The sequence below is a fragment of the Permianibacter aggregans genome, assembly GCF_009756665.1.
Taxonomy (GTDB): Bacteria; Pseudomonadota; Gammaproteobacteria; order Enterobacterales; family Permianibacteraceae; genus Permianibacter; species Permianibacter aggregans.
Map to the genome: position 1 here is coordinate 1397882 of NZ_CP037953.1, position 26436 is coordinate 1424317.

The following is a 26436-nucleotide window of genomic DNA, read 5'->3' on the forward strand; positions in this document are numbered from 1 at the left end:
ACATCAGTATGGTGATCATCACCAGCCCTCCGGCGAACAGGGCTTTTGCGATCGCACTCTGGCTTTCTTTGGCGCGCAGGTAGATTTCCAGCACCGCGAGCGGCACCAGGTAACAGCCGAATGTCCAGAAATAAAAAAGGGATCGCTGAATGAAGCCTCCCGGCCAAGCAATTGATTGACGACGAAGTAGCCGAACACACCGATACGCAGAAACCATTGCGCGTTTGACACCAGGTAAAGACGCAGCGCCCAGCGACGATGGGTGGCGAAACGTCGCGCCAGTGCCGTGCGTAGCGTAAGCGTGGCAAACAGCAGAATGAGCACACCATTGATGCTCGGCGAGAGTTCCGTCAGCGTCTGCGGCGGCTCAAGCCGGATCCATGCGAGATAGAAACCGCTCAGACTCAAGATCACGACCGTGGCAAGAAAAACGCGCCCATTCCAGCGATGAAACGTCGGCGCATGCGTGCGCAGCCAGGGAATCAGTTGTAGTGCGCCACCGAGCGCCACGATACCTGCGCCCAGCGCATGGCCGAGAAAAACCATATTGCCCGCGACGTCGCCGGCAATATACGGCGTCGCACCCAACGCCTTCAGCCGGTTCCTGTTTTCAAAGCTGCCGGACCATGTCGAAGGGAGGTAGAAACTCGCGATGTAATAAAAAAAAAAACTGGCCGAACAACGCCGCACACAGCCACAGCGTCGCGGCACCGCGCAACATGCGATCAGCGGTGAACATTCCGGTGGCAAACGACGTCGGCATGACTGGCGCCGGAAAACCGATGCTTTTCATAGCTTGCCACCCGCTGATTTCAGATATCGCACGGCGCGTTCACGTTTCCACAGCACACGCACCAGCCACCAGAACAGCAGAAACGTGACCAGGAGTACCGGGATGGCAAGCAAAGCCGTCTTGCGCATCGGTTCCGGGAAGAATGTCGCCTGGCCGAGAAAGAAGGAGGTCGTCGCAATCCACATTGCAAACGTCATGCGCCAAAGATGCCGCGCCAGCCGATGACCACCGCTGATTTGCCCCGCCCATAACAGGCGTGCGTCGAGCCCTGCTCCGAGCAGACCGGCAATCGCGAACAGAAAAAGCGGTGGCGCAGGCACGTGGTCGACAAGCCCGCTTGGACTTGCCAACGCGTCGAAGCCAAGGTCGAAGGCGCGCATGCTTATCGTCACTGCGATCAGCATCAGAGCGGCCGTTACCAGCCGCATTTCTGCAACCGATCGGCGCACCGTCAGCAGCCCGGTCACGACCAGGTAAAACGTCAGTGTCGCCGCTACCACGTTCACCCGATTCGGCGAGTAGAAAAGCGCCATTACCCCGGCGCTGGTCGTCATCAACAGCATCGCCGCGACGAATACCGCGCCGCTGTGACGGTGCAACGGCGAGCCTTTGCTGGCATACAGCGCCACCGCTCCGGCAGCAAGCGCCAGCAATCCGGCAACAATATGGATAAGCTTCATACTATTTCCCCACGACCGGGATGTCGTTGGAGCTGAGTATGGAAAGGCGTGTGATTTGCGAAAAGAGGGATCTGACGAGCCACGGTCAGAGGGGCGCGAACGACGAAAATTAGCGCTAATGGGGTTCGTATAAGGCTAGGCCAGCATGCCGCTCGCGAGGGAGAAAAAGGAGACAAATCGGCAGGAAAGCCGAATCGGCCTAGCCACTAGAGGGTGAGCACCACGGCCGCAAGCGCTCCGTATGCTTGACAGCATTTCCTACGGAGCAGATGGCGAATGAATGGAGCAGAATGTGGCGGACAATTAGTTAGTAATACTCCCCCATCTCCGGGGCAAAATTCTTGAAGCGGGTATAGCGGCCCTGGAAGGTCAGCTTGATGTCGCCAATCGGGCCGTTACGCTGTTTGCGGATCAGCACCTCGGCCATGCCTTTGTTGTCCGGCTTGTCCTTGTGATAGACCTCGTCGCGGTAGATACAGAGGATCACGTCGGCGTCCTGTTCGATAGCGCCCGATTCGCGCAAATCGGCCATGACCGGGCGTTTGTCGGTGCGCTGCTCCAGCGCGCGGTTCAACTGCGACAGCGCAATGACCGGACAATTGAGTTCTTTCGCCAAACCTTTCAAGGCCCGGGAAATTTCCGAGATCTCGGCAGTACGGTTATCGGAGGCGCTGTCACCACGCATCAGCTGCAAGTAGTCGACCATGACCAGCGAAACGCCGTCATGCTGACGCGCCACCCGGCGGGCACGGGCGCGCAGCTCCAACGGCGACAAGCCGGCGGTATCGTCGATATATAAGTTGTTGCGTTCTTTCAGCATCGCGACGACGCTGAACACCCGGTCCCAGTCCGGTGAATCGAGCTGGCCGGAACGTACTTTCTGGTATTCGATGGTGCCGAGCGAGGCAATCGAACGCAGAATCAAGTGCTCGGCCGGCATCTCCATCGAGAACACCAGCACCGGCTTTTCCGCTTTCATCATCGCGTGTTCGCAGAGGTTCATCGCAAACGTGGTTTTACCCATCGACGGACGCGCCGCAACGATGATCAAATCGCCGCGCTGCATGCCGGAGGTCATTTCATCGAGGTCATCAAAACCGGTGGAAAGTCCGGTCAGGCCTTGCGTCTTGCCGACTTCTTCCAGGTGGGAGACGACGCCTTTCAGCATCGAGCCGACAATCTTCGGGCCGGAGTCGGCACGACCGCGTTTCTCTTTGATCGCGAACACTTTCTGCTCGGCCATGTCGAGCAACTCCAGCACCTGCCGGCCTTTCGGGAAAAACGCCGTGTCGGCGATTTCATTGGCAGCGCCGATCATTTCGCGCAGCAGGGCACGCTCGCGAACGATATTGGCGTAGGAAAGAATATTGGCGGCTGATGGTGTGTTCTTGGCCAAGTCCGCCAGATACGGCAGACCGCCGACACTGCTGGCTTCGCCTTCCAGCTCCAGCTGCTCGAACACGGTGACCGCGTCGACCGGCTGCGAAGCAGCCGATAGCTTGGCCATCGCCTTGAAAATCTTGCGGTGATCTTCGCGGTAAAAATCGTCGGCGACAATGGCCTCGGCGACCCGTTCCCAGGCGCCAGCATCGAGCATCAAGCCGCCCAGCACCGCCTGCTCAGCTTCGATGGAATGTGGGGGAGCTTTGATATCAGCGTAATCGCGGTCGGCCATAAACATTACTTCAAACAACAAAAGGCCAGCCATTCTATGCCATGGCCAGCCGGGTGCAATGGCAGCAGCGCATATCACAGCGCGGCAACACGATTCCCACAGAGATATCCACAGGCACGCTTGCTTAACGTCGTCGAAAAATGGCTGGCCTATACTTCCAGGACCCCGAGATGCCCAGTATCGACAATGACCTGGTTTCGAGCGCTACGTTTTTGCTTACCGTTTTTCCACATCGCCGCGGTTTGGGCGAACGCTCCAGAACCGGTTTTGTTGGTAACCGAATCAGAACCGCCGTTGCAGTACGAACAAGACGGCGAGATCCAAGGCGTAGCAGCCTCGGTCGTCAAAGCAATATTCCGTCGCGCGAAATTGACGCCGGAAATTCAGATGCTGCCATGGGCGCGCGCCTACCGCCAGGCATCACAACAGGCCAACGTCGGCATTTTCAGCATCGCCCGTATTCCCCAACGTGAATCGTCATTTCATTGGATCGGACCTATCGTGCCGTATCGTTGGAGTGTGTTTCGCTTAAAGTCTCGCTCCGATATACACCTGCAAAACCTTGCCGACTTACATCAGTTTCAGGTCGGTGTCGTACTCGGTGATGTCGCGCATCACTATCTTTTGAGCAAGGGTTTCAGAGCGTTTCCCGAAGGCAATCTCAACACCTCAGCAACAGCAGAAATCGTGTTGAACAAACTGCGTGCCGGCCGTGTTGAGTTGATGCTGATGAGTGAACTGAGTTGCCAAACTCCGGAATGGCATTGCCAACATTTTTCCCAAGCGCTGGAGTTACCCGAGATGGGTAATGGTCTTTATCTGGCGTTCCGTAAAGACTCCGACCCGAAGCTGATGCAAACACTGGATGCCGCGTTTGCCACGATGGTTAAGGACGGAACACTGAACCAACTTCAACAAGCGCTGCCTTCATCACCTTAACGCAAGCACTTCATCCGAACACGCCATAGATTTCTCCGGCAATCGTACCAAGTATCGCCACGCCTCCCATTTCGAGTGACCCACCGCCTTATCAACGCCCAACATTGAAACCAGTTTTCCCGCTTCGCCGTCTTATGACTCCAATGGCAACACTGTCATGAATTATTGCGGAGTTATCGTGTTTTATCGTAAAAAGTTTGTTTTCATTTTGGCCATGCTGACATCCGCATTTGCCCAGGCACAATCACCGCAGTTTCAGGTTGAGGTCAGCGCGGATAGCGTTCACGTCGAAGCGCAATACACGGTGCACGGCAAAACACTGGCTTTGTTCAATGTGCAGCAAACCGAACAACTGCCAAATGGTCAGGCCGGTTTTATTCGCAATCTTGTCGTCAAAGATGCCGATGGCAAACCGGTAAAGTTCAAAGCCACCGAAGATGGTGATTGGAATTTGGCGCGTGGCAACCAAACGGTAACCGTCAGCTACGATGTGGTGGCCGAGCACGGCAACTACCGCTGGCCGGCTGGCGAAGAGGAAGTTGCGTACCGGACCAATGACGGTTTGTTTTTTACCGGTTACGCATTGTTTATCGTGCCGGCCGAAAAAATGGATACCGATATCAGCGTAAAATTTTCGTTGCCGACCGGTTGGCAAGCCAGCACGCCATGGCGCGCCACCGGCGACAATCAATTCCAGGTTTATAACCGCCGTGAATTGTTGGTCAACGCCATGTTTTTTGGCGATGCCCATCGCGAAGTGCTGAAAGAAGGTGACTACGAATTGGAACTCGTGCTGGGGAAAAACTATGCGAACTCCAGCAAGCTGTTCACCGAAGTACTGCGCCCGATGTTGAAACACAGCACCGAACTATTTGGCAGCGCACCGAAGCGCAATCGCTATTTGATTATCGTCAACGAGGGAGCCAGCGGTGATGGTGGTGCCTTTGAAGGCAGCTTCAGCCAGTTGATCAACGGTCCGGCCACTGAAAACAACCGGGTCGTTTGGGGTTATGTCATGGCCCATGAACTATTCCATTTCTGGAATGGCGTTGGCTTGGCGCCAGCCGCTGAAACAGAAGAATGGTTCAAAGAAGGCGTCACCGATTACATGACGTCATTGCTGCTGTATCGCCATGGCGTGTTCAACGAACAATGGTTTCACAAACGCCTGGAGACGATGTACACCCGCTACATGATCGGCAAGTTCTATCAACGCGCCAATGTCAGCCTGCAGGAAGCCGGATTGGATAAACAAAATCAGCGGGCATTGGTTTACGGCGGTGGCGCGCTGGTGGCGATAGCGCTCGAGGCCGAAATGCGCAAAGCCTCGAACGGCGAAGCCGGTGTCGCGGAATTGCTGCGCGCGATGTACCAGGAGCTGGCCTTGCAGAACAAACCGTACACGCTGGAAGATATCCGCCGCTTGAGCAAGCAAATCAGCGGCTACGATCCGGCGCCACTGTTCGCCGAGCATGTCAGTGGCAAGGGCTACTTATCCTTAACCGAGCCATTGAAGCAGCTAGGTTTGAGCTTGGCGGCATTTGCCGAAGAAGCGACCGTCACGAGAGATGCTGCAGCCGATGAACTGGCGAGCAAAATTCATCAGAAAACGTTTGGTCTATAAACGTTGTTGCAGAAAAACACCGGCCAAGGCCGGTGTTTTTTTGATTAGAAACTGACGTCCAGTTGCTGTTCCTTGCCATTACGGATAATGGTAAACGACAGACGCTGACCGGCAGGCGCATTGGTGACAGCATTGATCACATCGCTAGCACCGCTGACGGCGTTTTTGTCAATGGCAATGATCAAATCATTACGCCGAAAACCGCTACGCTCCGCCAGTGATGCCGGCGCAACAGCCTCGATAACGGCACCGGTTTGCCTTTTGTAAAACGCTTGATCTTGCGGACTCAAATTATTCAGCGCGATGCCAAGACGCCCTTGTGAGGCAGCAGGTGCAACCGGTGCCGCCAGCACACCACCACTGCCTGGTGAAGTCGTATTGACCGGCGGCGGCGTGTACACCGGCAGCGGATCGGTGGCCGAACCCAGTGCGCCGATGATTGCCGTACCGAACATCAGCGCCGCTAGCCCAGCGCGAAGTTGACGTTGCTTCATGCGCTTGTCTCCGAAACGTTTATATCGGGGTTGACGACAACCACAGCATCCAGCCATACCAGGTTTTGTCGCGCGTTTGACGACCATAATCGTCCGTGTAAGTATCGCGCCAATCCATCATTTCATAAGCAACCGAAATACCACCGAAGCGGGCATTATCCAGCTTGTCTTTGGAAACGCGCACATAGTAAGACTGGCTGCCCGGACCGAAGGCAGCATTGATCGCCTGGTTGAAAATCAGCAAACCATAGAGTGGCTGATCATGGCCTTTGACATGCACCAGAACCGGCTTGGCGCCAAGCTGACGCGCCGCCTGATACTGATTCGCCAGCGTTTTTTCATCAAAACGGGCATTCCAAAGGTTCAGCGCGAATGGCGTGCGGAACTGCTCACCACCTTGCAGCACAAAGCTGCCATCCATCGCTTCGATTTTCAGCTCGGTGTTGACCAGTGTGCCGTAATTGATCGGACGCAGCGTACGATCCGTGTGATTAATATAAGTAGGCGCCGAACCGGTTGCACCAATGAACGCGATAACCGCTGTACACATTGCCAAGACCAAGCGCCAGCGACGCGAATGCCAAACAGATTTCAACACAGCACATCCTCCATACAGGAATAGAAAAAATCGCTCAGTAACATCACAAATTATTTATTCAGCGCAGCAACAATAACGCGCCGTCGCGCCAGGTCTGCACAGCTTGCAATTCCGGTGTCTGCCGGTTTAACTCAACGGAGCCGGCGACAACCGGCCAAATGTAGACGGCGCTGACGATTTCATTGTTGCTGACGTATTCGCAGCGCGGTGCATTACCCTCCTCGCCCAGCCGTCGACCGGCGACATCATCACCGAGCTTGCGACCTGAAGTATCTTCGCCGAGTTTGCGGCCGGACACGTCCTCGCCCAGTTTGCGGCCGGCATCTCCCTCACCGAGTTTGCGACCGGCATCCTCTTCACCAAGTTTGCGGCCGGCATCGGCTTCGCCCAACTTACGGCCGGCGTCATCCTCACCAAGACGACGACCTGCAACATCCTCACCAAGCTTGCGACCGGCATCGGCCTCGCCCAGTTTGCGGCCGGCGTCATCTTCGCCAAGGCGACGACCAGCAACATCCTCACCAAGCTTACGGCCAGCATCGTCTTCACCGAGTTTACGTGGATTCAAGCAAGCCGCCGGCAGCTGCCAACGGAAACCGTTGATCGACACATGCCATTGCGTATCAGAAAGCGTGAGTGTTAGCGGGGCTTGTTCTTGCGCAAAAGTGGGGCTTGCTGCGGCGAGACTTATCGCCATCAGGGCGGCACGAATCACGGTACATCTCCTTGGCAGGGAACAACTAGCGCGATGCCGCCCGCGGCGGCGCTCAACGCCAAATCGACGAGGTCAAAGTGACCCGGCAAAAAGTATAGCCACTGACCGAGCTCCCAGCCAGTCGCAGCGCACAACACCAGCAACGATGGCAATCGCCAACGCAGCGCCCAAATGAGATCACGCGCGGCACAGCCTATCAACAATGCCCAGGCGAAATCCGGGTAAGTGTTGCGCAACATTTTTATCCAGGGCCGCCACTCTTCAGCAATGACCGGAGCCGGCGGCAGACTGAACCAGCGCTCAAACCATTCCTGACCGGGACTCAGCCAATACAGCGCGGTCGCCACCATGATTGCGGATAACACCAGCAACCAACTGCCGGCAGAAATCGCCGCCCGTGGTGGCAAAAACAATAAACGACTCAGCTCAGTGAAAGTACGCGGCATCGTTCTCTCGGGAAAGGAAAAAATCCGTCGCAGCCTACACCGGTTCATTGCTCCTGACCAAACACGGAAAGGCAGCACGGTCATTCTGATCAACCTTTGCCAACCCCCCTAACCTCCACCTATAGTCAATGCTTTCGACCTGACCGGCTCGCCTGCCGGTCGCTAGACACTCACAGGAGTCACCGGTGAAATTGTTTTTTGTCACGGCGCTGATGCTGCTTACCTCGATCGCCAATGCTGCCGATATATCCGGTTTGTGGATCGGTTATTATGGCTATGGACCTGAAGATGCGCAGGAAACACCATTCGCGATGATCATCAAGCAACAAGGCGCAACCATTCAGGCAACCATTATTGAGCCGGTAACCTTTGGTGATCCGAACGCCACTCACCGGCAAGCGCAAGTGCTTGGCAACATCAACGACAAACAGATTCAATTCATCAAACAATATTCCGACGGTCAGCGAAACGCGCCGGTCAGCTATGCCTTGACGGTGATTCAAAATCAGTTGATGACAGGAAAGTGGTCCATTGCTGAAGAAAGCGGTCCGGTGCGGATGGCTCGCGTCAATGCTGCCGAAATCAAATCGGTTTTCACTAACATAGGACTATAAGCGCGTAGGCATACACTTCCGTGTAGTAAGCGTGTTTTTTGTGGCGTAGTATCTCAGCGACGCAGTGGCTCGAAGAACGTCCAAATCACAGTGGTCGCATCAAGTGCTTGGCCCGGTTCGTCGCCGCGCCAGCTGCCCTTACGTCCGCCGGGCCAGGCATGACCCAGTTCTCGAACAAAATAGAACTGCAGCGAAACGTCGGGCGGGCAAGCATAGCGACCGTGTTGAAACAGCGGCGTATTGCTGACGTTAACTGTGGCGGCGCAAGCGTTGGCTTTGGCCCAAAACTCGGCCTGCGCCATCGCCGGCAATGCCGGCGTGCCATCCCAGGCATCGGGAAAACGGCCGCCGGGCGCACCGCCATCAAACGGCACCGATTGATCCTGCATGCCGTTAATGATCAATGCGGACACCGGCGTTGCCGGCAAGCGTTCATCACCAAACAGCGTCGCCACTACCGGTGCTATCGCGGTGATGTCATCGGCCAGCTCAAAGCCCAATCGATGCGCCATCATGCCGCCATTGGAAATGCCGGTCACGTAAACGCGTTGTGCATCAATCGGATATTGCGTTTTCAATGCCAGCAACAAAGCGCGAATAAAACCGACATCATCACTGCGTTGCTGCATCGCCGGGCCGCAGCAATGACCGGCATTCCAGGTCAGTAACTTATGATCAAAGCGGCCGCGCCCTTCCGGGTAAACAACGATGAATCGTTCGCGTTGCGCCAGCGCGGTAAAGCCGGTCATGCGCTCAATGTTCTCCGCATTGCCGCCACCGCCGTGCAATACCAACACCAGCGGTAGTTTCTCGGTACCAACAAGTGACGCCGGTGCTCGCACCAAGGCATAACGCTCCACCCCCTGATGTTGAATCTTAAAATATTCCGACGCTGCGACTGTCTGCATAAACAACACCAGCAACGCGCTCATAACCATACTTAGCCACATCGCACTCACCGACTTAGCTTTTGCCAATTGAATTGGCATAACGTTCAACCCGCGACTTCGTTGACATCGCCCATCAATGATCGAGTACCGGTAGTTTCTTGGCGGCGCAGAAAGGCGCAACTGGCTCACAGATTTTCAAATTCATCTTAAAAATTTGCCGGCATAACCCGGCGAGAAATTGCTTCGTCGTCTTGACGCATTTCTTCGCAAACAGAGAATAATCATCCCAATCCCATACTGACTAAAACAGCGCACAAAAGCTGCTGCGATACCCACGTCACAAATTACCTTCATTAGCGCGGCAGCCCCGGCATTTTCGCTTTCGCGATGCTGTGCTATTTATTCACCGACAGCAAGGATCCGGAGCCTGCTGGCAATGACAAGAAATCTTCCTTTGCACGGAGAAGCAAACATGAAATGGTCAACATCCGCCATGGCGGCCGCGTTGGCGTTGGCAACGCAAAGCAGCCATGCACTCGATCTCTGGATCGAAAATATCTATGTCACGCAGGCGACACAAACCTACAACAAGTCAGTGCCACTGGTCGCCAAACGGCGCGGTCTGGTGCGCATTTTCACCCGCGCCGATCGGCCCAATAGCGCGGTACCGCAAGTGCGACTCGATTTGTATTACTACGGCGTCTACGCCAAAAGCATCACGCTGAATGCCGACAATGGTTTTGCCGGTGTGCCCACCGTCGTCGATAGTCGCAACTATGTCTATTCGCATGATTACTTTATCGACGCCGCCGATGTTCGCCCCGGCCTGCAATTGCACGCCGAAGTCGACCCGCATACTGCCTATCAACAGACCAATTACCTGAACGATGTGTGGCCGCATGGCGCGCGTCGTTCTGATTACAGCGTCGATACCAGCAAACTGGTGCGGGAGAATGTTTGGAACGCGCCTACTTATCGCACAATGTTGGTGCCGCTACGCACCAGCAATGGCTTGGTCGGCGACGTTCATACCGGCAACACCGAAAGCTATGTCGAATACTTGCGGCGCGTATTACCGGTGCCGGAGGCACTCGATGTGCGCGTGCATAGCCCCTACTATTTCAACGGCACACCAGGGCCCAATTACGACAATCAATGGACCCGCGTCTTGAATGAAATGGATGCGCTACGTTATGCCGAAAATCAGCCAACACGTCACTATTACGCGGTGTTGAAACCGTATTACGGTGGTGGCGGTTCCGGTATGGCCTGGATTGGCGGTTGGGCTGGTATCGGAGTCGATTGGACCACGAACATGGGCGGCAGCAACGGCACGATCACCTGGCGCAGTGGCACCTACGCACACGAGGTCGGTCACAACTTGAGTTTGCGTCATGCGCCCTGTGGTGGACCAGCCGGTGCCGATCCGTATTTTCCGTATTACAACGGCAGCATTGGTGTCACCGGTTTCGATGTATTCAAGAACCGTTACTTCAACCCATACGACAACAATTATTGGTCGGATTTAATGGGCTATTGCGGCTACGACTGGATCAGCGATTATCACTACAACAAGGCGTTGCAATGGCGTAATCGTTACGACTGGTTGAATGGTCAAAGCGTGCAGTACGGCAGCGAAAGCAAGGCCCATATCGCCCCGCCCATCGAGCGTGAGCAAAACGCTCAAGAATCGCTGTTGGTTTGGGGTCGTATCGAAAATGGCCGAGTCATTCTTGAGCCCGCGTTTCGCGTCAAAGGTGCTCCGACGCTGGAAAAATCAGACAGCGAATATCGGATGCAAATGCTTGATACATCCGGCCGCGTAGTCAATGAACAAGCCTTCGAAGTTTACCCGAGCGATCATGGCGATGCGCTGGGCTTTGCCTTTCGCATGCACTTGCCAGCCGTACCGCGTACGTTCAACAAAGCGAGCGGCGGCGCAGTAAGCGAACTGCGCTTGCTGCAACATGGCAATCAACTAGCCAGCAAACGCAGCATGCCGGCTACCGCATTGAACAAAACCACGCGGGCGCCAGCACTCAAAGTGGCGGCCGGCAAACCGGTGTTGGAATGGGACCATCATCGCTACCCAGTGGCATTGATTCGCAACGCCGCGAACGGTGAGGTGATTAGCTTTGCTCGCGATGGTCGCATCGAATTGGCGGACTTACCGGCCAAAACCATTGATGTGCAATTCGGTGATGGCGTCAACAGCGTCCACAAGCAGTTCAAACTGCCATAGTCTTCCCGAGCGAACGCGGTGCGCTCAACGCGGTTTTTGATTTGGCGCACCGCTTCTTGTGTTATTGGTCATTGGTCGCCGGTGAGGATTTTTGTTCGTCTTTATGGCGTGCTTTGGCTACGCGCGGCAGTGCGACGAAGAACGATGCTCCTTTGCCAAGTTCCGATTGTGCCCAGATGCGACCACCATGCAGCGAAAGAATTTTCGCGGACAAAGCCAAGCCAACACCGGTACCGGGAAAATCGCTAGAGCGATGCAGACGATGAAACAGCAAAAATAACTTGTCGGAATAATTGGCATCAAAGCCGATGCCGTTGTCGCGAATTTCAATGACGTATTCGCTATTTTGGCTCTCCGATGAGCGCTCATGAATGTGAATCACCGGTCGCTCTTTGCCGGTTGAGTATTTGACGGCATTATCCAGCACATTGTGAAACACCTGCCGCAGTAACACATGGTCGGCCTGCACGACCGGCAACGGGCCAATGTCGAAGCTAATCGTACTGCGGACAGAATCGGGTAACTCGCTGATCAACTCCTGCACCAAGGCGGAAAGATCGACTTTACTGGGTTTCAGCGCCTCGCGCCCCAATTGCGCCAGTGCCAGCATGCCGCCGATCATTTCGTTCATACGCAGTACGGCTTGTTCACAACGCTTGATCCACTCTTGCAAATCGGCCGATTCGTGTCCGGCCAGCTCATCCTTGATCATGGACAGATAACTTGTGCAATGGCGTAGCGGCGCACGTAAATCATGCGACACCGCGTAGTTGAAGGTTTCCAGATCTTTGATCGCCATGCGCAGTTCGGTCGTGCGCATATTGACTTGCTCTTCCAATGAAAAGTTCAGTTCATGCAGTTTTGCTTCGGCTTGCTTCAGCGGCGAGATATCGAGAATCACCCCTTCCAGGGCTTGCACTTCATTGTCGACCGTGACCGCTCTGCCGTGCTCCAGCACCCAACGGATCTCACCATCGCGATGCACGATGCGATACTCGAGCACAAACGGCTGTTTGCGGGCCAATGCCTGCTGCACACTGGAGTCAACCTGTTCTCGGTCGGCCGGATAAATCACGCTGGCATAACTGCGCACCTGATTACCGATAAAATCTTCGGCCGGATAACCAGTCAGTTCGATGGCTGCGGTGCTGACAAACGACATGGTCCAATCGGCATCATTACTACAGCGATAAACCATGCCGGGAATATTGGCGACCAGCGTGCGGTAATGCGCTTCACTGACCGCGAGTTTTTGCTGCATTTGATTGAGATTGGCGAAATACTGCTGGCTGAGTCGGTGGCTCCAGGCCAACACGCCTGTGGCAATCAATAGCTCCAACAGCAAGGTGCCAACGGCGATATTGCGCAAGTTCAAAAAAGAATGCTCGATGCGTTCGGTGATCGGCTGCAATGGCATCAAATTCACCAGCAACCAATTCTGTTCACGAATGCGCGAAACGAATGCGACATGATCCGCTAGCACCAAGCGCGTGTGCGTGGCATTCGGCGCATCCATGCGCGCTTGAGCAATCGCCTGTTGCCAGAGCGGGTTCGGCAGTTCGCTGACCTTCAACACCCCGCCACTGGCTTGGATCGCGTCGGCATGCACATCGGACGCGGCCACAACATCATCGGCGGTGATCAGGACAAATTGACTGCCGGGTTGCTGACGCAATAAATCCGTGCGCGCCAACACTTTGGCCAGCGGCACATCATGCCCGACCGAACCAAACCATTCGCCACGCCAGTACAGCGGCGCCACCGCCGACAGCATCCACACTTTCGGCACCGGGTCGTAAGCGAGCTTGGTCCAAAACACATGACGATGCGGGTTCTGCTCCGGCATCGCGCCGGTCATCCACTCGGTATCGCGGTAATCAAAATCCGCCGTCGCTTGAAACACAAACTCCGGCTCTTCCGGCCAATGGATCACAATGCCGCTGACGGCCGGCAAGATCCAGGTATCGACAAACACCTGGCCATGCGCACCACGACCGTACAACTCGGTAATCGTTTTCGCGCGCACAAAAAACTCGCGCAGCCGCGAATCGAGGCTGACATAACGGGGAATCCAGACACCGGCTTCGGTATTCGGGTCGAACCGGTCACGCCGGCTGCGCACCGAGCCATCCGGCAGCGCCTGAAAGTGCTGTTCAAACACCGCATCAGGCACCTCGACCGGCGCCTCAAGATTGACCGATAAATCATGGGCGAACCGGCGCACCGACGATTCCGCGGCCCGCAAATCCGCTTCAATTGCCTCGGCAACAATCTGCGCAATCTGCTCCCGTTGACCGACAATCCGCTCGACGCTGCTCCCCGTCAACTGCTGCTGCTCACGGACTCCAAACACAAACAACACCGTCAGCGCCAACACAGCGGTCAGAGCCGGTAGAAATAGTGGTACCGGTGGTCGGTAAGCGGGAGCACTATCCATGCGTCATCCCTTTAGGCGGGTAGCTGCTGCAAGTATAGATGGGGGTGGCGCGATAGCCAGTTGGCGCTGAATCGCTGAAAAGATCGGAGCCCGACACTATCGGCAAGAACGTGGCGGCGTTGAACGACTATTACGAGGTGATTTGACGAAGAAAGCCCACCAACTGAACGCCGGTGGGTTATCAAGAAAAAACTCAGCGGAAGTAATCTAAAACGCTCCTGTCAGAAAACATATGTCTGAGGAGCGGCATTCACTCACTTCATCACACCGCCAATCACGGTAATTTGGCGTACTGACCTTTTAGCGCCAAACCGGCCATGATGGCACCGGCATGGCATTCCAATGTCGTGGCGCTCTTGGTCTCATTCTTTTTGTAATAGCTGACCATATTGACGACCGCATTGGCACCGCGGCGTTTGGCTCCTTCCTGAAACGATTTCAACGCCGATAATGCTGCCCAACGGCAGGCAAATTCATCGGTTTTGCCTACGGCGTTGGTTTTCTTATTCGACACATCCGTTTCAAGCAACTTGGCATTTGCTGGCACGGCATTACCGGCCAGGATAAATTTCACCGAGCCATCCAACTGCTCCTTCGCCTCTGGCATATCCAGCACATCTTGAAGCGGGATGTTAACGATGGTATCTCGTGCGTGGACAAATGAAGAAAAGGTCACCGCCATGATCATGGCCATCCAGTAACGTGTCATTTTTTTCCTTCCTTATCTATGGTGTTGAAGTACTTTTCGTAGCGTAATCGTACGTGTGAAAGCCTTTAGATTACAAGCACCATTTCTGAACCCGTGTGAGCCGGAGTAGGTACGATTAGCCAAAGGCGTAATCGTACGCATGTCATTCTCCACCATGCACCGTTGCAGCCAAATCATCACACCAATCCATGTTTAACAGGATTCACATGCACATAATCCACATGTCGGCTGAAATCCTGTTCACCGCGAATCATATGCTCCCAGTAATGCTGCTGCCAAATACCGCGTTCGCCATTTTTCACGCGATTCACAGAACGCCTCTCGACTTTCGGTAACGCGCGTGAGAAAAAGCTTTTGATAAGTCGCCAACGCGTGCAGTAATCGGCATCCCCTTCAGGCAATGTCCAGACGCAATGCATATGCTCCGGTCACACCACCCAGGCATCAATGGCAAACGGGTAGGCGCGATGAACACGAGCGATGCAATCCTTCAATAATCGTATTTCATCCACCAACAAGGTATTGCCATGCCGCTCCAACAGGTTCACCATAAAGAACCATGTCGCACCCGCCGCCTTTGCACGTCGATAGTTTGGCATTCCTTCGCCTCATCGTTTAGTAGGTAGGATTAGCGTAATCGTACGCATGAACACCACACCAAATAAATTCACTCCCCCCCCCAAAAAAAAGAAACCCCAGCCATTGCCGGGGTTGCATAAATTTCAAAAACACATTCGTACGATTACGCCTTCGGCTAATCGTACCTACGCGGGCTCGGTTGCCGGTTTTTTCATCGTTCTGACGACGTTAAGTTTCCGCCTGTCCTGCTGCCGTTAACCGATTTCGCGTCGGCGTTTCCGTTTGTTCACTCCGACTTCCCCGTCTTTCGTCACGCGCAACGGACTTCGTCAGTGTTGCGCCGCGCTCTTGCTGTTTAGGCTCGGTGTTTTTCGTCAAGGAGCCTTTCATGATCACCGAAAAACCCAAACCCAACCCGCCGCTGGAGCTGCGTTTGCGCGTCTTGAGCGCCATTGATTACGCGCCCGGCGACAGCATTCGCGAACGCATCAAAGCGGTAAGCCAGCGCGCGTTTGTCGACCACACCACGGGCCATGAATACCACTTCACCTGGCGCACCATCGAGACCTGGCGTTGCCGCTTCAAGAAGCACGGCTTGACCACGCTGGATAACCAATCCCGCCGCGACAAGAACACCTATCGTAAAGTCAAAATCAATGAACTGGCCGAAGCCATCACCGAGGTGCTCCCCTCACTACGCTTCAATAAAACCGGGGTCATCCCCAAATCGGCGCTATACCGGAAACTGCTGCAGCAGAACTATTTCAGCCGCTACCAGTTGTCGCCAACGACGTTTTACCGGCTGCTGCGCGAGAACGATTTGCTCAATAGCGAACAGACGCAAAAACTCCGGCAATCGTTTGCGATGCGCTATGCCAATGAGCTCTGGCAAGCGGATACGATGCACGGCCCCAGCATCAAACAGCCGGACGGTAAATGGCGCAAAACCTTCCTGATCGCCTTTATCGACGACGCCAGCCGCGTCATCACCCATGCCGAGTTCTTCTACGCCGACAATACCGAGAACATGATCGACGCGTTCAAAAGCGCACTGTTCAAGCGCGGCAAACCACAACGGCTTTACTTCGACAACGGCTCCAATTACACCTCCAAGGAAATGCTTCAAGCCTGCCTGCGTCTCGACATTCATCTGTCACATGCGCCAGTCCGCGATGGCGCCGCCAAAGGCAAGATAGAAAGATTCTTCAGAGGATTCCGTGACCGTTTCCTGACTCAGCATCTGCAGTTTGACTCGCTCGATGAACTCAACGATAAAACCCACCACTGGCTCGAGAACGACTACAACAACCACTACCATTCCGGCATTCAGATGACCCCGTTGGACCGTTTCAATCTGGACCGCGAGCGCTTGCAGTTTCTGACCGACGACGAAGCCACCGCCGAGCTGTTCTTTGTCGAGGAAACCCGCAAGGTCAGCAAAACCAATGTCTTCTCGATCAACAATCAGCGCTATGAATGCCCAGTCGACCTACGTGAAAAAAGCATACAGGTACGTTTTGATCGCAGCCGGCGCGACCAGTTCATCGTCTACTACAACGACCAACGCATCGGGCCGGCGAGCTTGCTGGATCTGCACTTCAATGCGCGGCAGCGCAGCGCCTATCCGGGAGACAACGCATGATCAAATCCCTGCACGGCGTCACTAAAGAACCGTTTAACCGCCACGATTTAGCACTGTTACCGCAACAGAAAACCATTCTGGATATCATCAAAATCCACGCCCAACAAGGCGGCTTCTCGGTTATCGTCGGCGAGCCCGGCGTCGGCAAAAGTGTATTGAAAGAGCATCTGGAAGCCCAGGCCAATGCGCGCGACACCACCATCGTTTCCTGCTCGCGGACGATGCACACTTACCTGCAAATCCTGCTGCAAATGGCCGAGTCATTCAAAATCGAGGTGCCGGAGCGGCAACTGGAAAAGGAACTGATAAAAGCCGCTTTCGAGCATATCCAGCAACGCAAAACCTTGTATATTTTGATCGACGAAGCGCACTTGATTGAGATGAACGTTCTGCGTAAACTGCGCCTATTGTTCGAACAATTTCCGAAAAAACATAATCTGGTATTGTTCGGCCAGCGCGACTTATTGCATTATCTGTCGCTGAACGTCAATCAAGACATCAAGAGCCGCATCACCTATTCAGCGACGATAAAACCGCTGAACCCTGACGATCTGGAACACTACATCGTCAAGGAGCTGGAAATGGTCAGAATGGGGATTAACACCTTCGATCCAGCGGCGATTGAATTGATCGTACGCAGCGCCAATGGCAATCTGCGGCTGTGTCGTAACCTCTGCTATGGCAGCCTCGTCGAAGCCGCGCGTGAGACGCAGAAAACCGTTACCATCACCCACGTCAATGCCGTGCTGGTGCAACCGCACTGGCGCTCGCATAACGAACTCATCAAGCAGCAAATGGCGTAAGTAAGTCAACTCTTATCGAGTGCGCCCGTTTGGGCGCACTTGCCTTCCCACACTCAGCCAAAACCGTCGTAGCACGCACAAACGTTTGCACATTTCTGCCGTATTACGATGGCGATTTGATAATTTTAACGATCAAGAGTGGGAAAAACTACGACAGGAATTTGGTGAAAGACGATTTTGGTTACGACGAGAAAGCGGCAAAGCGGTCGTAAAATCTCAAAATCCTACGACCGGAAGAATGGCAAAAACTACGATGACAAAGTGACACGCAACACTTTGCCTTCGTCAACAGGATGCCGACTTCTGAGCGATCTTCGACCCGTTGAAGTTTCTGACTATGCAGCGCACGGAACTTCTCTTTACTGAGGGCGCGGATGCCTATTGGCTTGTAACTTTCTCTATCGCGCTCAAGGTGCTGGTGCCAGCGCTTGCACAAATACGTCCTGCAACTGCTTATCGCCCAGCCGGTCGCTTCTGATAGTTCCGCTGTTGTAAAAGAGGATTTGGACCGTTCTTTTTCAGCGAGGAATACGTACGCCTTATCAACCTTTTCGAACCTGCCCACCATCCTTGCCTCCTAATATCCCCTAAAAGGGTCGCCCGATATGACCGGGCGGAGTTCTTTCAGTTGAAAGTAAGAAACATTTCACCCTGACTGCATTTTTACAAAGTGGATTCAAGTATCCAAACTAACAGCTTCCCAATCCTCATCAGAAAATAACCACTCTAACGCTCGCCGTCTTTCTATGATGGCGCTATCAGGTAACGGACCGCTCGCCTTAGAACCTTCCAAAAGGCTGTTCCGAATTCTCCAATGAAGGCAGTAAAAGATATCTAACGCTTCAATAATTTCCTGGTTGGGGCGAATTTTGATCTTCGAGATGAACAATGCAGAAGACTCTCCACGGCTTATACTCGGAAAATGACTTACCAAGTCATCGGGACATGGAGCAAATGACTGATAGTCTTCTGACAGAGAAGAGCTCCACGCCAGTGCATATAGAGACTCGACGCGCCATTGCATTGCGGCAATATTTTTATACCCCCCCTTCAGGAACCGAGCTTCTTCCTTCGTTAAATATTCAATAAGTTTTTCTCGTTCAAGCCAAGACTCGATTATTGGCTTTCGAGACAAATCAAAACTCAAAGCAACGATACCGCTCATGCACAGCATCCTACGAGCGACATCAACTTCAGCTCGGGACACGCAAAGCTCCGCGTCGAGCTCGGGTAAAGTCATAGGAACATCGACGCCAATTTGCTGTAGAAACGTTCCTGTTTTCTCTCTAACGGAAATCATTCAATTTTTCTCATCAGAAGTTTTGTGAAAATCCGCCACTACGACCCGGCAACGGATGTAACAGAGGCTGAAGGAGAGGATCTCTATGGTCGCACTGTCGAATCAGCCACAACTCATTTGGCCTATTGATTGGATGGTGCCATTCAAATCCTTGTGGATTTCTAAGACCTCGCCCTGTAGACATTTGCCCTGCAATTTGTCCCAAAGTGTGTCCGCCGATGTTTGATGGAGCTTGTCCACTTTGGATGTAATTCCAAAACTGCCTATTTGCGGAATTTCTATGATTTGAACGTGAAAGCCCACTTGGTCTCGCAACAAAGAAAATATCCATGCACATACCACACTGCCCTGGCACTTCCGTTGAGTACCTAATTGGGTAGGTTGGATATGCTGGCTCCAATGCTGGGACGTGTGGATTTGTTCGATCCCCGCGATTCCCTCTAGTTCCTCCTCTATTGGAGCGCGGACGAACACTTGGAGGTCTCGCTGTATTTAAACCAAAATCGTCAAAAGCATTGAGTGGATCAGCCTCAACATAAACATATGTATTTACACCTGCTTCCAGTCCAATCGGATCCGATTCAATGTATCTGCCAGTGATTGAATCATAATTTCTAAAGTAGTTGTATTCTATTCGCCCCGACGTGCAGTTTCGGCCACGAGGGGATTTTTCCCAGAGCCAACAACCACTTAGCGCACGCCCACGCGAACTTCGCCTCGCGCGCGGGTGCGCGCGCACGGTCGTGGTTTTTGCTGGTAGAGCGTAAGCAGTCATGCCGCGCAGTGTAGCGGCTACTCACCGCATCGCGCCAGCGCTGACCGGGGATGATGGGGCGGGAAGAAGGGGACTGCTCTTATTTACGAGCTAAGTGTAAACAGCGGCTCATCAGCAACGGTGCGGGCCACATCACCTTCTAAATAGCCAACAAGTTTCGCATTATTGCCCGGAGTATAGATTTCCTCCCCATCCACTCTATAAAGAGTCTGCCCGCTATTTGATACAACGTACTCACCGTCATAGAAGCCAATCAGCTGACCGTTTGCCAGCTTTACTTGGAGGTGAGGTGTTTGTCGTTTCATCTTTTTTTCCTCAGCTAATCTGTTCATCAGGAATATAGCACCATCTCATTTCTTCGCTCTTGGCTATTCGTTCAGGTAACCCTTAGCGTCAGTTATCACCATTGCACAGCCCCCTTTCTTTAGCTGCGGTGCTTTTTCCTGATGCACGCGCGGTGCCAGAACACGCTGGCAGCTAAAACGCGGAACGGAGGATGCGAAGCAGCCGCAGCGCGTTTTAACTGACGGCGTGACGCGCAAGATGTGGATGTGTTTGGAGCGAGGCAGGACGCCGAGCCTTTAAGTGAAGCGCACACGGATGTGTGCTTCACGGTTAAAAAGCCTTTTCGCTTCTGGTGTGGGGCATGCTGCGTTTTTTGCAGGATGCTCCACACCAGAGGCGACCTTACACCGGCATTTAACATAGGGCTGATTGTGCGGTGAGCGTCAGCGAACGAACGGTGGCATTGCGTAGCTTTGCCACCGCGCACAATCCCGCCTTATGTTACTTGCCGGTGGCTCCCCCGTTGGGGGAGCGGCTGCAGCACGGAGGGCTGCGCAAGGGGGCATAAACTTAGCGCGAAGGCCACAGGATGCGTGTGGCGCGGCGCGTGCCTCACGCTTGCAAGGGGCGTGACTTGCGCCATGGATTGGCGGCGCGACGCTTGCCAGCGTGCACTGCACGCGACGTGACATACGCATGCTGTGGGCGTAGCCGCCGCATCTTTTGAACAACCTTCGCCATCGAGCACAAGTTCGGGAGTCGCGTCGGCCTGCGCATCGCATCACCGAGATGAACAACACTTTGCTGCAACGTCATGCACTGTTCATATCCGTGCAGCATTTTGCAGCAAAGTGCATATCCGCGCTTATCTGCGCTGCACATCGATTCACTCTTCCTCGCTTTCTGCATCCAAGTCATCGAACAAGTCATCCTTTGCTGAGCGCTGCAACTGAGTCGGATGCGAGGCATCGTAAACGGCTTTCAGCTTCTGCACGGCAACGTGAGTGTAAATCGCCGTGGTCGTCAGTTCCGAGTGGCCGAGCATCGCCTGGATAAAGCGGATATCAGCACCGTTCTCCAGCATGTGTGTGGCCATCGCGTGGCGGAACAGATGACAGGAACCGTGGGCGATACCGGCTTTCAACACATAGGTTTTCACCAGGTCCGATAAACGATTCTTGGTTAATGGCTCGCCGTAATCAGTCAGGAACACGGTGTCTTCGTGCGCCGTTAAGATCAGATGCGGTCGCACTTCCAGCAGGTAGCGCGTTAACCACTCAATGGCGCTCTGCCCTATCGGTACATACCGATCTTTGTGGCCTTTTCCTTGCTCAATAAATATCGTGCCGCGTTCGCTATCAATGTGATGACGTTTTAATTGCGTCAACTCAGTGCGACGCATACCGGTCGCGTACAGCACTTCCAGTATCGCGCGGTCACGGATGCCGGTTAACGTGGTCACATCCGGTTGCTGCAGGATGGTCTGCACTTGTTTCAGCGTTAACACTTGCGAGGGCAAGCGTTTCGGTTTGCGCGGCATCACCAAGTCAGCCGCCGGGTTATATGGCAGGTAGTGTTCCCGCACTAAAAACTTGAACCAACCGCGCAGATTCTGCAGATGCTGGATTTGACTGGCGATGCTTAACGGTTCGCCGTTGTCTTTACGGTAAAAGTGCAAGTGACGCTGGTAGCGCTCGATGATCGGCCGGTTTAATTCGGTCGGTTGCTGTAACGCCCGTTCATCACACCATTCGATAAAGCGCCGCAAGTTGGCGTCGTTCTGGGTCAGGGTAAAGTCGCTGTAAGCACGCGTCCGTAAGTAATCCAGGTACAGCGCCAGGTAAGGCGCTAATGCGCTGTGGCGGATGTCGCGTTTTTTGATTTGCTCACCGCTGCGTTTTTTCTTGTTGCGTAAGGCCATGGCCGGAGTCGATTAACTGGATTCGATTAATTGGCAATGGAACGCACGAACGACGGTATGTGTAGGTACGACTCGGCGGTGATATTTTCCGGGAGCAGTGTGTTTTCAGCATCGATTTCCGCTAAATCCTTTTGGCGCGGATTTTTCTCGATGATTGTTACGTTTTCTGCGGTGCTACCTCGTGGCTCTTTGGCCGCTACTTGGGGGCTCTTTCGGGGCTCCAACTTCAGATCTAGGGGCTCCTTCTTGTTGTCATAACGTAAGGCGTCCACATCAATCAGCCCTGGCAAGAAGCTTTGATCGGTCTGCGTGCCGCCATCCCACAACAACTCATAAACGAACGATTGACCACGCATGCCTCGATGCACCAACACATACTCCATATCTTCCAAGCGCTGCATATGTTTTTTGACCTGGAAGTCTGTCCATCCGCAGGCATCACGAACATCCTTGCGACTAAAACGGAAGTCGGCTTGTTTGATGCGTTCCATCGCGCAGCGCTCGCGCACCATGTCGCCGACCAGCTGCAATAACTTGCGGGTTTGCGGCGGCAGTTCATCGAGCGTCCGGCCTAACACTTCATGCGCCAGGCGATTGGCGGTCGCGATATCGTCCAGCGTCACCTCGATGTATTCGACGCACACCTCCCCGTGCATCAGGGTTTTGATGGGTCGCTGGTACTGATGCAGCAAGGCAATGCTGTCAATCAGTGATAGGTATTTCTCATGATCGCGACGGGTGCGGGTTTTGCTATCTAAAAACGTCAGTTGTTCGGCATAGGGATTGATGACGGCTAAAGGACGAAGCAGGCGCTGCGCCTGCCGGTGCGTCTCGATAATCGTTTGTCGTTCAACTTTGGCGGTTAAGCCTGCCAGAGTTCTCCGTGCACGCTGCTGGGCGTGGATTGCTCTGGTTTGTTCACGCGATTCATTGACCGATAACACCACACAGCGATTCAATAATTCCTCGTCGATATCAATCGCGGTCGTGGTTAAAAACATCATCACCGGGCCTTCAACCCGGTATTCCTGGGTAATCAGGTTGCCGGTGACCGGATCTTTACCGGTACTCGCCATCGTTAAGCTGCCATCGGATTGCAGCAGCTTTAACGCATAAGCAGCACGGCTCGCCCCTTCTTCTTCGGCAATCGCCAGGATTTTATGTTTGAGATTGGTTTCGCCCATATAGAACAAGGCTTGTCCGGTCATCGCCGAGTATTGCACCCGCTCATCTTCCGGCATCAGTTGCAATACCGCTTCCATCAAACTCGATTTACCGGCGGCGGAACTCGATTGGATCATCAGCGCCAATGGCTTATCCAGTTTGCGCGAGACGCAGGCCAGATAGCCCATCAGCTTGTTGGTCTGTTCACCAACGACACCACAGCGATCAAAGTCATCGAGCACTTGTTGCAGCAAGTCGGGCGATTGCAATAAGGCGAGCGCTTGGCTGCGCAGCGCTTCATTAACGGCTGAGGCTTCATCCATCGCTTCCGCTGATAAGGCTTTTAGTTGTTCATCACGCAAACCTTCCAGGTAACGCAGGAGGTGGCCGATATCGGCTTTGATGATGTCTTCGCTTAAACCTAATTCCAGCGAGGCCAGTTTGATAAACGCCGCACGGGCTTTGGCGCTGTATAAATCCAGCGTATCGACGTGGTAGGCATCGCCTTGTGATGTGGCCAGATTGATTTTCAGTTGCTCAGGCGTGGTGTTTTTATCGTGGCCTCTGACACGATAACGACGCTCACCGAACGTGATATGCACATCACCGTCCTTAACATGAGCATCCAGCTCCGGTGCTTTTAGTTCCGGGGCTGGTGTTGCCGATAATGCTGGTTCGGCAACAGCAACGGATGCAACTAAAGGAGGAGTAATTGCGATTGCTTCGCTTTTATCACCGGCTTTCTCAGCCTCTGTCGGCGTTACGGGGTTGGGGTTTCGTGTCGGCGCGGCCCCTTTTCCCAACCATTCGGCATTACGCAATACAACACCAAGGCTTTTCGCAGCAGGCCCAACCTTTAATGCATACTCATTGGCATCCATGCCTTTCGGGAAGTTAACGCGGTAACAATCGAAGCCTTCCTGTGTCAGTTTCAGCGCCAGTTGTTGCGCGGCCTTGTCTCCGGCTTCATCGCGGTCATAGGCAATCAATACCCGTTTGATGTTGTGCGCTTTAAACGCTTTCAGGTGATTGGCGGTAAACCCCTCAATACCATAACTGGCCGTGACGTTTTTAAAGCCATTGACCCAGAACGTCATCGCATCAATCAATGCTTCACATAAAATTACTTCGTCACCACCAATTAATCCCGCTTCATTCCACACGCCTTGATGTGGCCCCGGCAGATACAGATGCAATGGCGTGCCCTCACGCAAACGCTCGCCGATTTTGCGACCGTAAACGTCGGTGATAACGCCGCTTTCGTTGATGACCGGCACCACCAGCGAACCGGTAAAGTGTTCATGGCCGGACTCGCGATAAATACCGATGTGCTGCAGCTTGCCGCGTAACTGCGCGCCTTCGACCCGATTCTTTTGTGGCAAGCGATAACCGAGTGTGCGATTGGCATAACCCAGCTTGAAGGTCTCGATTAACTCCTTAGACTCAAGACCCCGTTTACTCAAGTAAACGAGCGCTTCCGGGCTTTGCTGCAAACACTCGTGGTAGTAGTCGATGACCTGACGCAGCAAGGATTGCTCATCGCTATCGGCGGCTAAAAAGGAGGGCAGTTTCGGGGTCGTGGATTTCTGCACCACCCGCTCTATCGGCGCGCGGCTGACCGCCACATCACCACGCAACAACTCAACCGCATGCTTGAAGCTGACGCCTTCACACTTCATCACCCAATCAATGACCGAGCCGCCGGCTTGGCAGGCACCGAGGCAATGCCAGAGATTCTTATCGGGACTGACGACTAAAGACGGGGTTTTATCGTCATGGAACGGGCAACGACCAATCCGGTCCTTGCCGTGGGGTTTGAGAACAATGCCTTTGGCCTCGACCAGCCGGACCAAGGACACTTCAGCCTTCAGGCGTTCAATCTCACCGTCCGCTATCCGCGCCATAAACCGTCCCCCTCCAAAAACCCGTCAATACACGTAAAGTAAATTTATGATATACATATACGTATATTCAAACAAGCAGAGCCGTAAACCATGCGTACGCTAGGCACTCCTCCGTTCACTCATGTGTCGTTTCGCCTTATGCCGTTTGCCGACCGACTGGCCGCCCTGCGCAAGCAACGCGGCCTGACCCAGGAAGCCTTGGCCGATTTGATCGGCGTGACCAAGACTCAGGTTTACCGTTACGAGAACAACGGCTCCCAGCCAACGCTGGAAGTCATCAAGAAGCTGGCCGTCGCCTTGAGCGTCACCACCGATGAACTGATTTTCGAGGTCGATGAGCGCAAGGCCGATGACAGCCTGCTCTTGTTGCTGGAAGGCATTGCCCAGCTCGACCCGGACGAGAAGCATGTGATCAAGGAGATGGTCGAAGGCATTCTGCTCAAGCATCAGGCCCGCCGCTTGTTTGGTGGCAGCTCGCCGACCACCAAGAAGGCCAGCTAAGATGGCCAAGCCGGAAGTCCAGTATCATTTTGAGTGGGATGCCGCCAAAGCCGCCAGCAATCGCCGTAAACACGGCATCAGTTTTGAGCTGGCCGCCACGGTGTTCCGCGATCCGCTGATGTTGTCGATGTTTGATGACGAACACAGCGAACAAGAGGAACGCTGGGTCACGCTCGGCAAAGCGGCGAACCAGGTGTTAGTGGTGGTGGTCCATACTTGGCGGGACGAAGCCGCCAACGCGGTACGCATCCGCCTGATCTCGGCACGGCCCGCCACCGCCGCCGAACGGCAACAGTACGAAGGGTGATGTCATGAAGAACCAATACGATTTCAGCAAGGCTCAACGCGGCAAGTTTTATCGCGAAGGCGCCGCTCTGCGTCTGCCGGTGTATTTGAGTAACGACGTGCAGACCACCTTGGCCGAACTCGCCGACGCCAAAGGCATCGAGCTCTCGGCCTTGGTCAATGAGCTGCTAAAAAAGGATATTGAACTCATTAAAATGGCGAGCTGATTCGGTCATCGCCAAACTCAAAAAGCCGGGGCTCTCCCCGGCTTTTGTCTTAGTTACTTCTCTGTAACTCGACACTCGTCGAGTGGCACTCTGCATTCAACTAAAAATATTTTGGACTTTATCCGTCATCGCCCTACCAGACATCCGTATCCTTACTCAACACGCACGCCAACAATGGCTGCTCTATCTCAGTT

Annotated in this window: 27 protein-coding genes; 9 read left to right on the forward strand and 18 right to left on the reverse strand. The window is 54.0% G+C overall.

What is annotated here, in order from left to right:
* Positions 1 to 18 precede the first annotated feature (18 nt).
* The 4 genes from E2H98_RS06445 to dnaB form a co-directional block, all read right to left on the reverse strand.
* Positions 19 to 588 (reverse strand): DUF2306 domain-containing protein, encoded by a 570-nt coding sequence (locus E2H98_RS06445; RefSeq protein ID WP_133588715.1) that lies wholly within the window; start codon positions 586 to 588, stop codon positions 19 to 21.
* Between the two features lie 22 nt (positions 589 to 610).
* Positions 611 to 793, reverse strand: a complete 183-nt coding sequence (locus E2H98_RS06450) for a hypothetical protein (RefSeq protein WP_133588713.1) — start codon at positions 791 to 793, stop codon at positions 611 to 613.
* Positions 790 to 1473: a DUF2306 domain-containing protein gene (locus E2H98_RS06455; RefSeq protein ID WP_133588711.1), complete on the reverse strand. Its 684-nt coding sequence runs from the start codon at positions 1471 to 1473 to the stop codon at positions 790 to 792. Before E2H98_RS06455 ends, E2H98_RS06450 begins: the two co-directional genes overlap by 4 nt.
* Before the next feature lie 307 nt (positions 1474 to 1780).
* Entirely contained in the window at positions 1781 to 3148 is a 1368-nt protein-coding gene (dnaB, locus tag E2H98_RS06460) for a replicative DNA helicase (RefSeq protein ID WP_232475470.1), read from the reverse strand.
* Positions 3149 to 3334: 186 nt separating this feature from the next.
* Between dnaB and E2H98_RS06465 the strand changes: the two genes are divergently transcribed.
* Together E2H98_RS06465 and E2H98_RS06470 are read left to right on the forward strand one after the other, a co-directional pair.
* Entirely contained in the window at positions 3335 to 4087 is a 753-nt protein-coding gene (locus tag E2H98_RS06465; RefSeq protein ID WP_157591279.1) for a substrate-binding periplasmic protein, read from the forward strand.
* 178 nt (positions 4088 to 4265) lie between these two features.
* The gene (locus tag E2H98_RS06470; protein WP_157591280.1) at positions 4266 to 5711 is read left to right on the forward strand and encodes a M61 family metallopeptidase; all 1446 of its coding nucleotides are present in this window, start codon (positions 4266 to 4268) and stop codon (positions 5709 to 5711) included.
* 44 nt (positions 5712 to 5755) lie between these two features.
* Here E2H98_RS06470 and E2H98_RS06475 read toward each other — a convergent pair whose 3' ends face one another.
* From E2H98_RS06475 to E2H98_RS06490, 4 genes are read right to left on the reverse strand one after another with little or no spacing between them, the layout of a single operon-like run.
* Complete coding sequence (locus tag E2H98_RS06475) at positions 5756 to 6205, reverse strand: PDZ domain-containing protein (RefSeq protein WP_157591281.1); 450 nt, start codon at positions 6203 to 6205, stop codon at positions 5756 to 5758.
* Between the two features lie 19 nt (positions 6206 to 6224).
* On the reverse strand, positions 6225 to 6803 hold the full coding sequence (locus E2H98_RS06480; RefSeq protein ID WP_133588701.1) for a hypothetical protein: 579 nt from the start codon (positions 6801 to 6803) through the stop codon (positions 6225 to 6227).
* 58 nt (positions 6804 to 6861) lie between these two features.
* The gene (locus E2H98_RS06485; protein WP_133588699.1) at positions 6862 to 7518 is read right to left on the reverse strand and encodes a hypothetical protein; all 657 of its coding nucleotides are present in this window, start codon (positions 7516 to 7518) and stop codon (positions 6862 to 6864) included.
* Positions 7515 to 7964: a hypothetical protein gene (locus E2H98_RS06490; RefSeq protein ID WP_133588697.1), complete on the reverse strand. Its 450-nt coding sequence runs from the start codon at positions 7962 to 7964 to the stop codon at positions 7515 to 7517. The genes E2H98_RS06485 and E2H98_RS06490 overlap by 4 nt, the downstream gene beginning before the upstream one ends.
* Before the next feature lie 185 nt (positions 7965 to 8149).
* Between E2H98_RS06490 and E2H98_RS06495 the strand changes: the two genes are divergently transcribed.
* On the forward strand, positions 8150 to 8578 hold the full coding sequence (locus E2H98_RS06495; protein ID WP_133588695.1) for a hypothetical protein: 429 nt from the start codon (positions 8150 to 8152) through the stop codon (positions 8576 to 8578).
* A gap of 53 nt (positions 8579 to 8631) precedes the next feature.
* Here the strand turns inward: E2H98_RS06495 and E2H98_RS06500 are convergent, their stop codons facing one another.
* Positions 8632 to 9486, reverse strand: coding sequence for an alpha/beta hydrolase family esterase (locus E2H98_RS06500; protein ID WP_157591282.1), 855 nt, complete (start codon positions 9484 to 9486; stop codon positions 8632 to 8634).
* Between the two features lie 454 nt (positions 9487 to 9940).
* Here E2H98_RS06500 and E2H98_RS06505 point away from each other — a divergent pair, with 454 nt between their 5' ends.
* Positions 9941 to 11710 (forward strand): zinc-dependent metalloprotease family protein, encoded by a 1770-nt coding sequence (locus E2H98_RS06505; protein ID WP_157591283.1) that lies wholly within the window; start codon positions 9941 to 9943, stop codon positions 11708 to 11710.
* A gap of 61 nt (positions 11711 to 11771) precedes the next feature.
* Here the strand turns inward: E2H98_RS06505 and E2H98_RS06510 are convergent, their stop codons facing one another.
* From E2H98_RS06510 to E2H98_RS06525, 4 genes are all read right to left on the reverse strand, one after another.
* Complete coding sequence (locus E2H98_RS06510) at positions 11772 to 14147, reverse strand: ATP-binding protein (protein WP_133588689.1); 2376 nt, start codon at positions 14145 to 14147, stop codon at positions 11772 to 11774.
* 274 nt (positions 14148 to 14421) lie between these two features.
* The gene (locus E2H98_RS06515) at positions 14422 to 14856 is read right to left on the reverse strand and encodes an excinuclease ATPase subunit (RefSeq protein ID WP_133588687.1); all 435 of its coding nucleotides are present in this window, start codon (positions 14854 to 14856) and stop codon (positions 14422 to 14424) included.
* A 176-nt stretch (positions 14857 to 15032) separates the two neighbouring features.
* Positions 15033 to 15275, reverse strand: coding sequence for an REP-associated tyrosine transposase (locus tag E2H98_RS19290; RefSeq protein ID WP_133588686.1), 243 nt, complete (start codon positions 15273 to 15275; stop codon positions 15033 to 15035).
* Positions 15276 to 15284: 9 nt separating this feature from the next.
* Positions 15285 to 15455: a hypothetical protein gene (locus E2H98_RS06525; protein ID WP_157591284.1), complete on the reverse strand. Its 171-nt coding sequence runs from the start codon at positions 15453 to 15455 to the stop codon at positions 15285 to 15287.
* Positions 15456 to 15823: 368 nt separating this feature from the next.
* Between E2H98_RS06525 and E2H98_RS06530 the strand changes: the two genes are divergently transcribed.
* Both E2H98_RS06530 and E2H98_RS06535 read left to right on the forward strand, forming a co-directional pair.
* Positions 15824 to 17077: a DDE-type integrase/transposase/recombinase gene (locus E2H98_RS06530; RefSeq protein WP_133588684.1), complete on the forward strand. Its 1254-nt coding sequence runs from the start codon at positions 15824 to 15826 to the stop codon at positions 17075 to 17077.
* A complete protein-coding gene (locus E2H98_RS06535) occupies positions 17074 to 17880 on the forward strand; it encodes an ExeA family protein (RefSeq protein ID WP_133588682.1) in 807 nt (268 codons plus the stop codon). Before E2H98_RS06530 ends, E2H98_RS06535 begins: the two co-directional genes overlap by 4 nt.
* A 676-nt stretch (positions 17881 to 18556) precedes the next feature.
* Here E2H98_RS06535 and E2H98_RS06540 read toward each other — a convergent pair.
* From E2H98_RS06540 to E2H98_RS06560, 5 genes are all read right to left on the reverse strand, one after another.
* Positions 18557 to 19180: a DUF4272 domain-containing protein gene (locus E2H98_RS06540; protein WP_133588680.1), complete on the reverse strand. Its 624-nt coding sequence runs from the start codon at positions 19178 to 19180 to the stop codon at positions 18557 to 18559.
* A gap of 13 nt (positions 19181 to 19193) precedes the next feature.
* The gene (locus tag E2H98_RS06545; RefSeq protein WP_133588678.1) at positions 19194 to 19955 is read right to left on the reverse strand and encodes an RHS repeat-associated core domain-containing protein; all 762 of its coding nucleotides are present in this window, start codon (positions 19953 to 19955) and stop codon (positions 19194 to 19196) included.
* A gap of 83 nt (positions 19956 to 20038) precedes the next feature.
* Complete coding sequence (locus E2H98_RS06550; RefSeq protein WP_133588676.1) at positions 20039 to 20260, reverse strand: hypothetical protein; 222 nt, start codon at positions 20258 to 20260, stop codon at positions 20039 to 20041.
* Positions 20261 to 21126: 866 nt separating this feature from the next.
* Positions 21127 to 22161 carry a site-specific tyrosine recombinase XerC gene (gene xerC, locus E2H98_RS06555; RefSeq protein WP_133588674.1) on the reverse strand — a complete coding sequence of 345 codons (1035 nt, stop codon included), beginning with the start codon at positions 22159 to 22161 and terminating at the stop codon, positions 21127 to 21129.
* A gap of 26 nt (positions 22162 to 22187) precedes the next feature.
* Positions 22188 to 25229 carry a CHC2 zinc finger domain-containing protein gene (locus E2H98_RS06560; RefSeq protein ID WP_133588672.1) on the reverse strand — a complete coding sequence of 1014 codons (3042 nt, stop codon included), beginning with the start codon at positions 25227 to 25229 and terminating at the stop codon, positions 22188 to 22190.
* Positions 25230 to 25319: 90 nt separating this feature from the next.
* On the opposite strand from E2H98_RS06560, the gene E2H98_RS06565 reads away from it, so the two are divergent.
* The 3 genes from E2H98_RS06565 to E2H98_RS06575 are packed head-to-tail and all read left to right on the forward strand — an operon-like array spanning position 25320 to position 26242.
* Entirely contained in the window at positions 25320 to 25730 is a 411-nt protein-coding gene (locus E2H98_RS06565) for a helix-turn-helix domain-containing protein (protein ID WP_198325251.1), read from the forward strand.
* Position 25731: 1 nt separating this feature from the next.
* Positions 25732 to 26037 (forward strand): BrnT family toxin, encoded by a 306-nt coding sequence (locus E2H98_RS06570; RefSeq protein WP_133588670.1) that lies wholly within the window; start codon positions 25732 to 25734, stop codon positions 26035 to 26037.
* Between the two features lie 4 nt (positions 26038 to 26041).
* Positions 26042 to 26242: a hypothetical protein gene (locus tag E2H98_RS06575; protein WP_133588668.1), complete on the forward strand. Its 201-nt coding sequence runs from the start codon at positions 26042 to 26044 to the stop codon at positions 26240 to 26242.
* Positions 26243 to 26436: the final 194 nt, after the last annotated feature.

Bases quoted from the DNA above. Each gene is read 5' to 3' on its own strand.
- E2H98_RS06450 (WP_133588713.1), bottom strand. From the start codon at position 793: ATGAAAAGCATCGGTTTTCCGGCGCCAGTCATGCCGACGTCGTTTGCC.
- E2H98_RS06455 (WP_133588711.1), bottom strand. From the start codon at position 1,473: ATGAAGCTTATCCATATTGTTGCCGGATTGCTGGCGCTTGCTGCCGGA.
- dnaB (WP_232475470.1), bottom strand. From the start codon at position 3,148: ATGGCCGACCGCGATTACGCTGATATCAAAGCTCCCCCACATTCCATC.
- E2H98_RS06465 (WP_157591279.1), top strand. From the start codon at position 3,335: ATGACCTGGTTTCGAGCGCTACGTTTTTGCTTACCGTTTTTCCACATC.
- E2H98_RS06475 (WP_157591281.1), bottom strand. From the start codon at position 6,205: ATGAAGCAACGTCAACTTCGCGCTGGGCTAGCGGCGCTGATGTTCGGT.
- E2H98_RS06490 (WP_133588697.1), bottom strand. From the start codon at position 7,964: ATGCCGCGTACTTTCACTGAGCTGAGTCGTTTATTGTTTTTGCCACCA.
- E2H98_RS06500 (WP_157591282.1), bottom strand. From the start codon at position 9,486: ATGCAGACAGTCGCAGCGTCGGAATATTTTAAGATTCAACATCAGGGG.
- E2H98_RS06505 (WP_157591283.1), top strand. From the start codon at position 9,941: ATGAAATGGTCAACATCCGCCATGGCGGCCGCGTTGGCGTTGGCAACG.
- E2H98_RS06510 (WP_133588689.1), bottom strand. From the start codon at position 14,147: ATGGATAGTGCTCCCGCTTACCGACCACCGGTACCACTATTTCTACCG.
- E2H98_RS06515 (WP_133588687.1), bottom strand. From the start codon at position 14,856: ATGACACGTTACTGGATGGCCATGATCATGGCGGTGACCTTTTCTTCA.
- E2H98_RS19290 (WP_133588686.1), bottom strand. From the start codon at position 15,275: ATGCATTGCGTCTGGACATTGCCTGAAGGGGATGCCGATTACTGCACG.
- E2H98_RS06525 (WP_157591284.1), bottom strand. From the start codon at position 15,455: ATGCCAAACTATCGACGTGCAAAGGCGGCGGGTGCGACATGGTTCTTT.
- E2H98_RS06530 (WP_133588684.1), top strand. From the start codon at position 15,824: ATGATCACCGAAAAACCCAAACCCAACCCGCCGCTGGAGCTGCGTTTG.
- E2H98_RS06535 (WP_133588682.1), top strand. From the start codon at position 17,074: ATGATCAAATCCCTGCACGGCGTCACTAAAGAACCGTTTAACCGCCAC.
- E2H98_RS06540 (WP_133588680.1), bottom strand. From the start codon at position 19,180: ATGATTTCCGTTAGAGAGAAAACAGGAACGTTTCTACAGCAAATTGGC.
- E2H98_RS06545 (WP_133588678.1), bottom strand. From the start codon at position 19,955: ATGACTGCTTACGCTCTACCAGCAAAAACCACGACCGTGCGCGCGCAC.
- E2H98_RS06550 (WP_133588676.1), bottom strand. From the start codon at position 20,260: ATGAAACGACAAACACCTCACCTCCAAGTAAAGCTGGCAAACGGTCAG.
- xerC (WP_133588674.1), bottom strand. From the start codon at position 22,161: ATGGCCTTACGCAACAAGAAAAAACGCAGCGGTGAGCAAATCAAAAAA.
- E2H98_RS06560 (WP_133588672.1), bottom strand. From the start codon at position 25,229: ATGGCGCGGATAGCGGACGGTGAGATTGAACGCCTGAAGGCTGAAGTG.
- E2H98_RS06565 (WP_198325251.1), top strand. From the start codon at position 25,320: ATGCGTACGCTAGGCACTCCTCCGTTCACTCATGTGTCGTTTCGCCTT.
- E2H98_RS06570 (WP_133588670.1), top strand. From the start codon at position 25,732: ATGGCCAAGCCGGAAGTCCAGTATCATTTTGAGTGGGATGCCGCCAAA.
- E2H98_RS06575 (WP_133588668.1), top strand. From the start codon at position 26,042: ATGAAGAACCAATACGATTTCAGCAAGGCTCAACGCGGCAAGTTTTAT.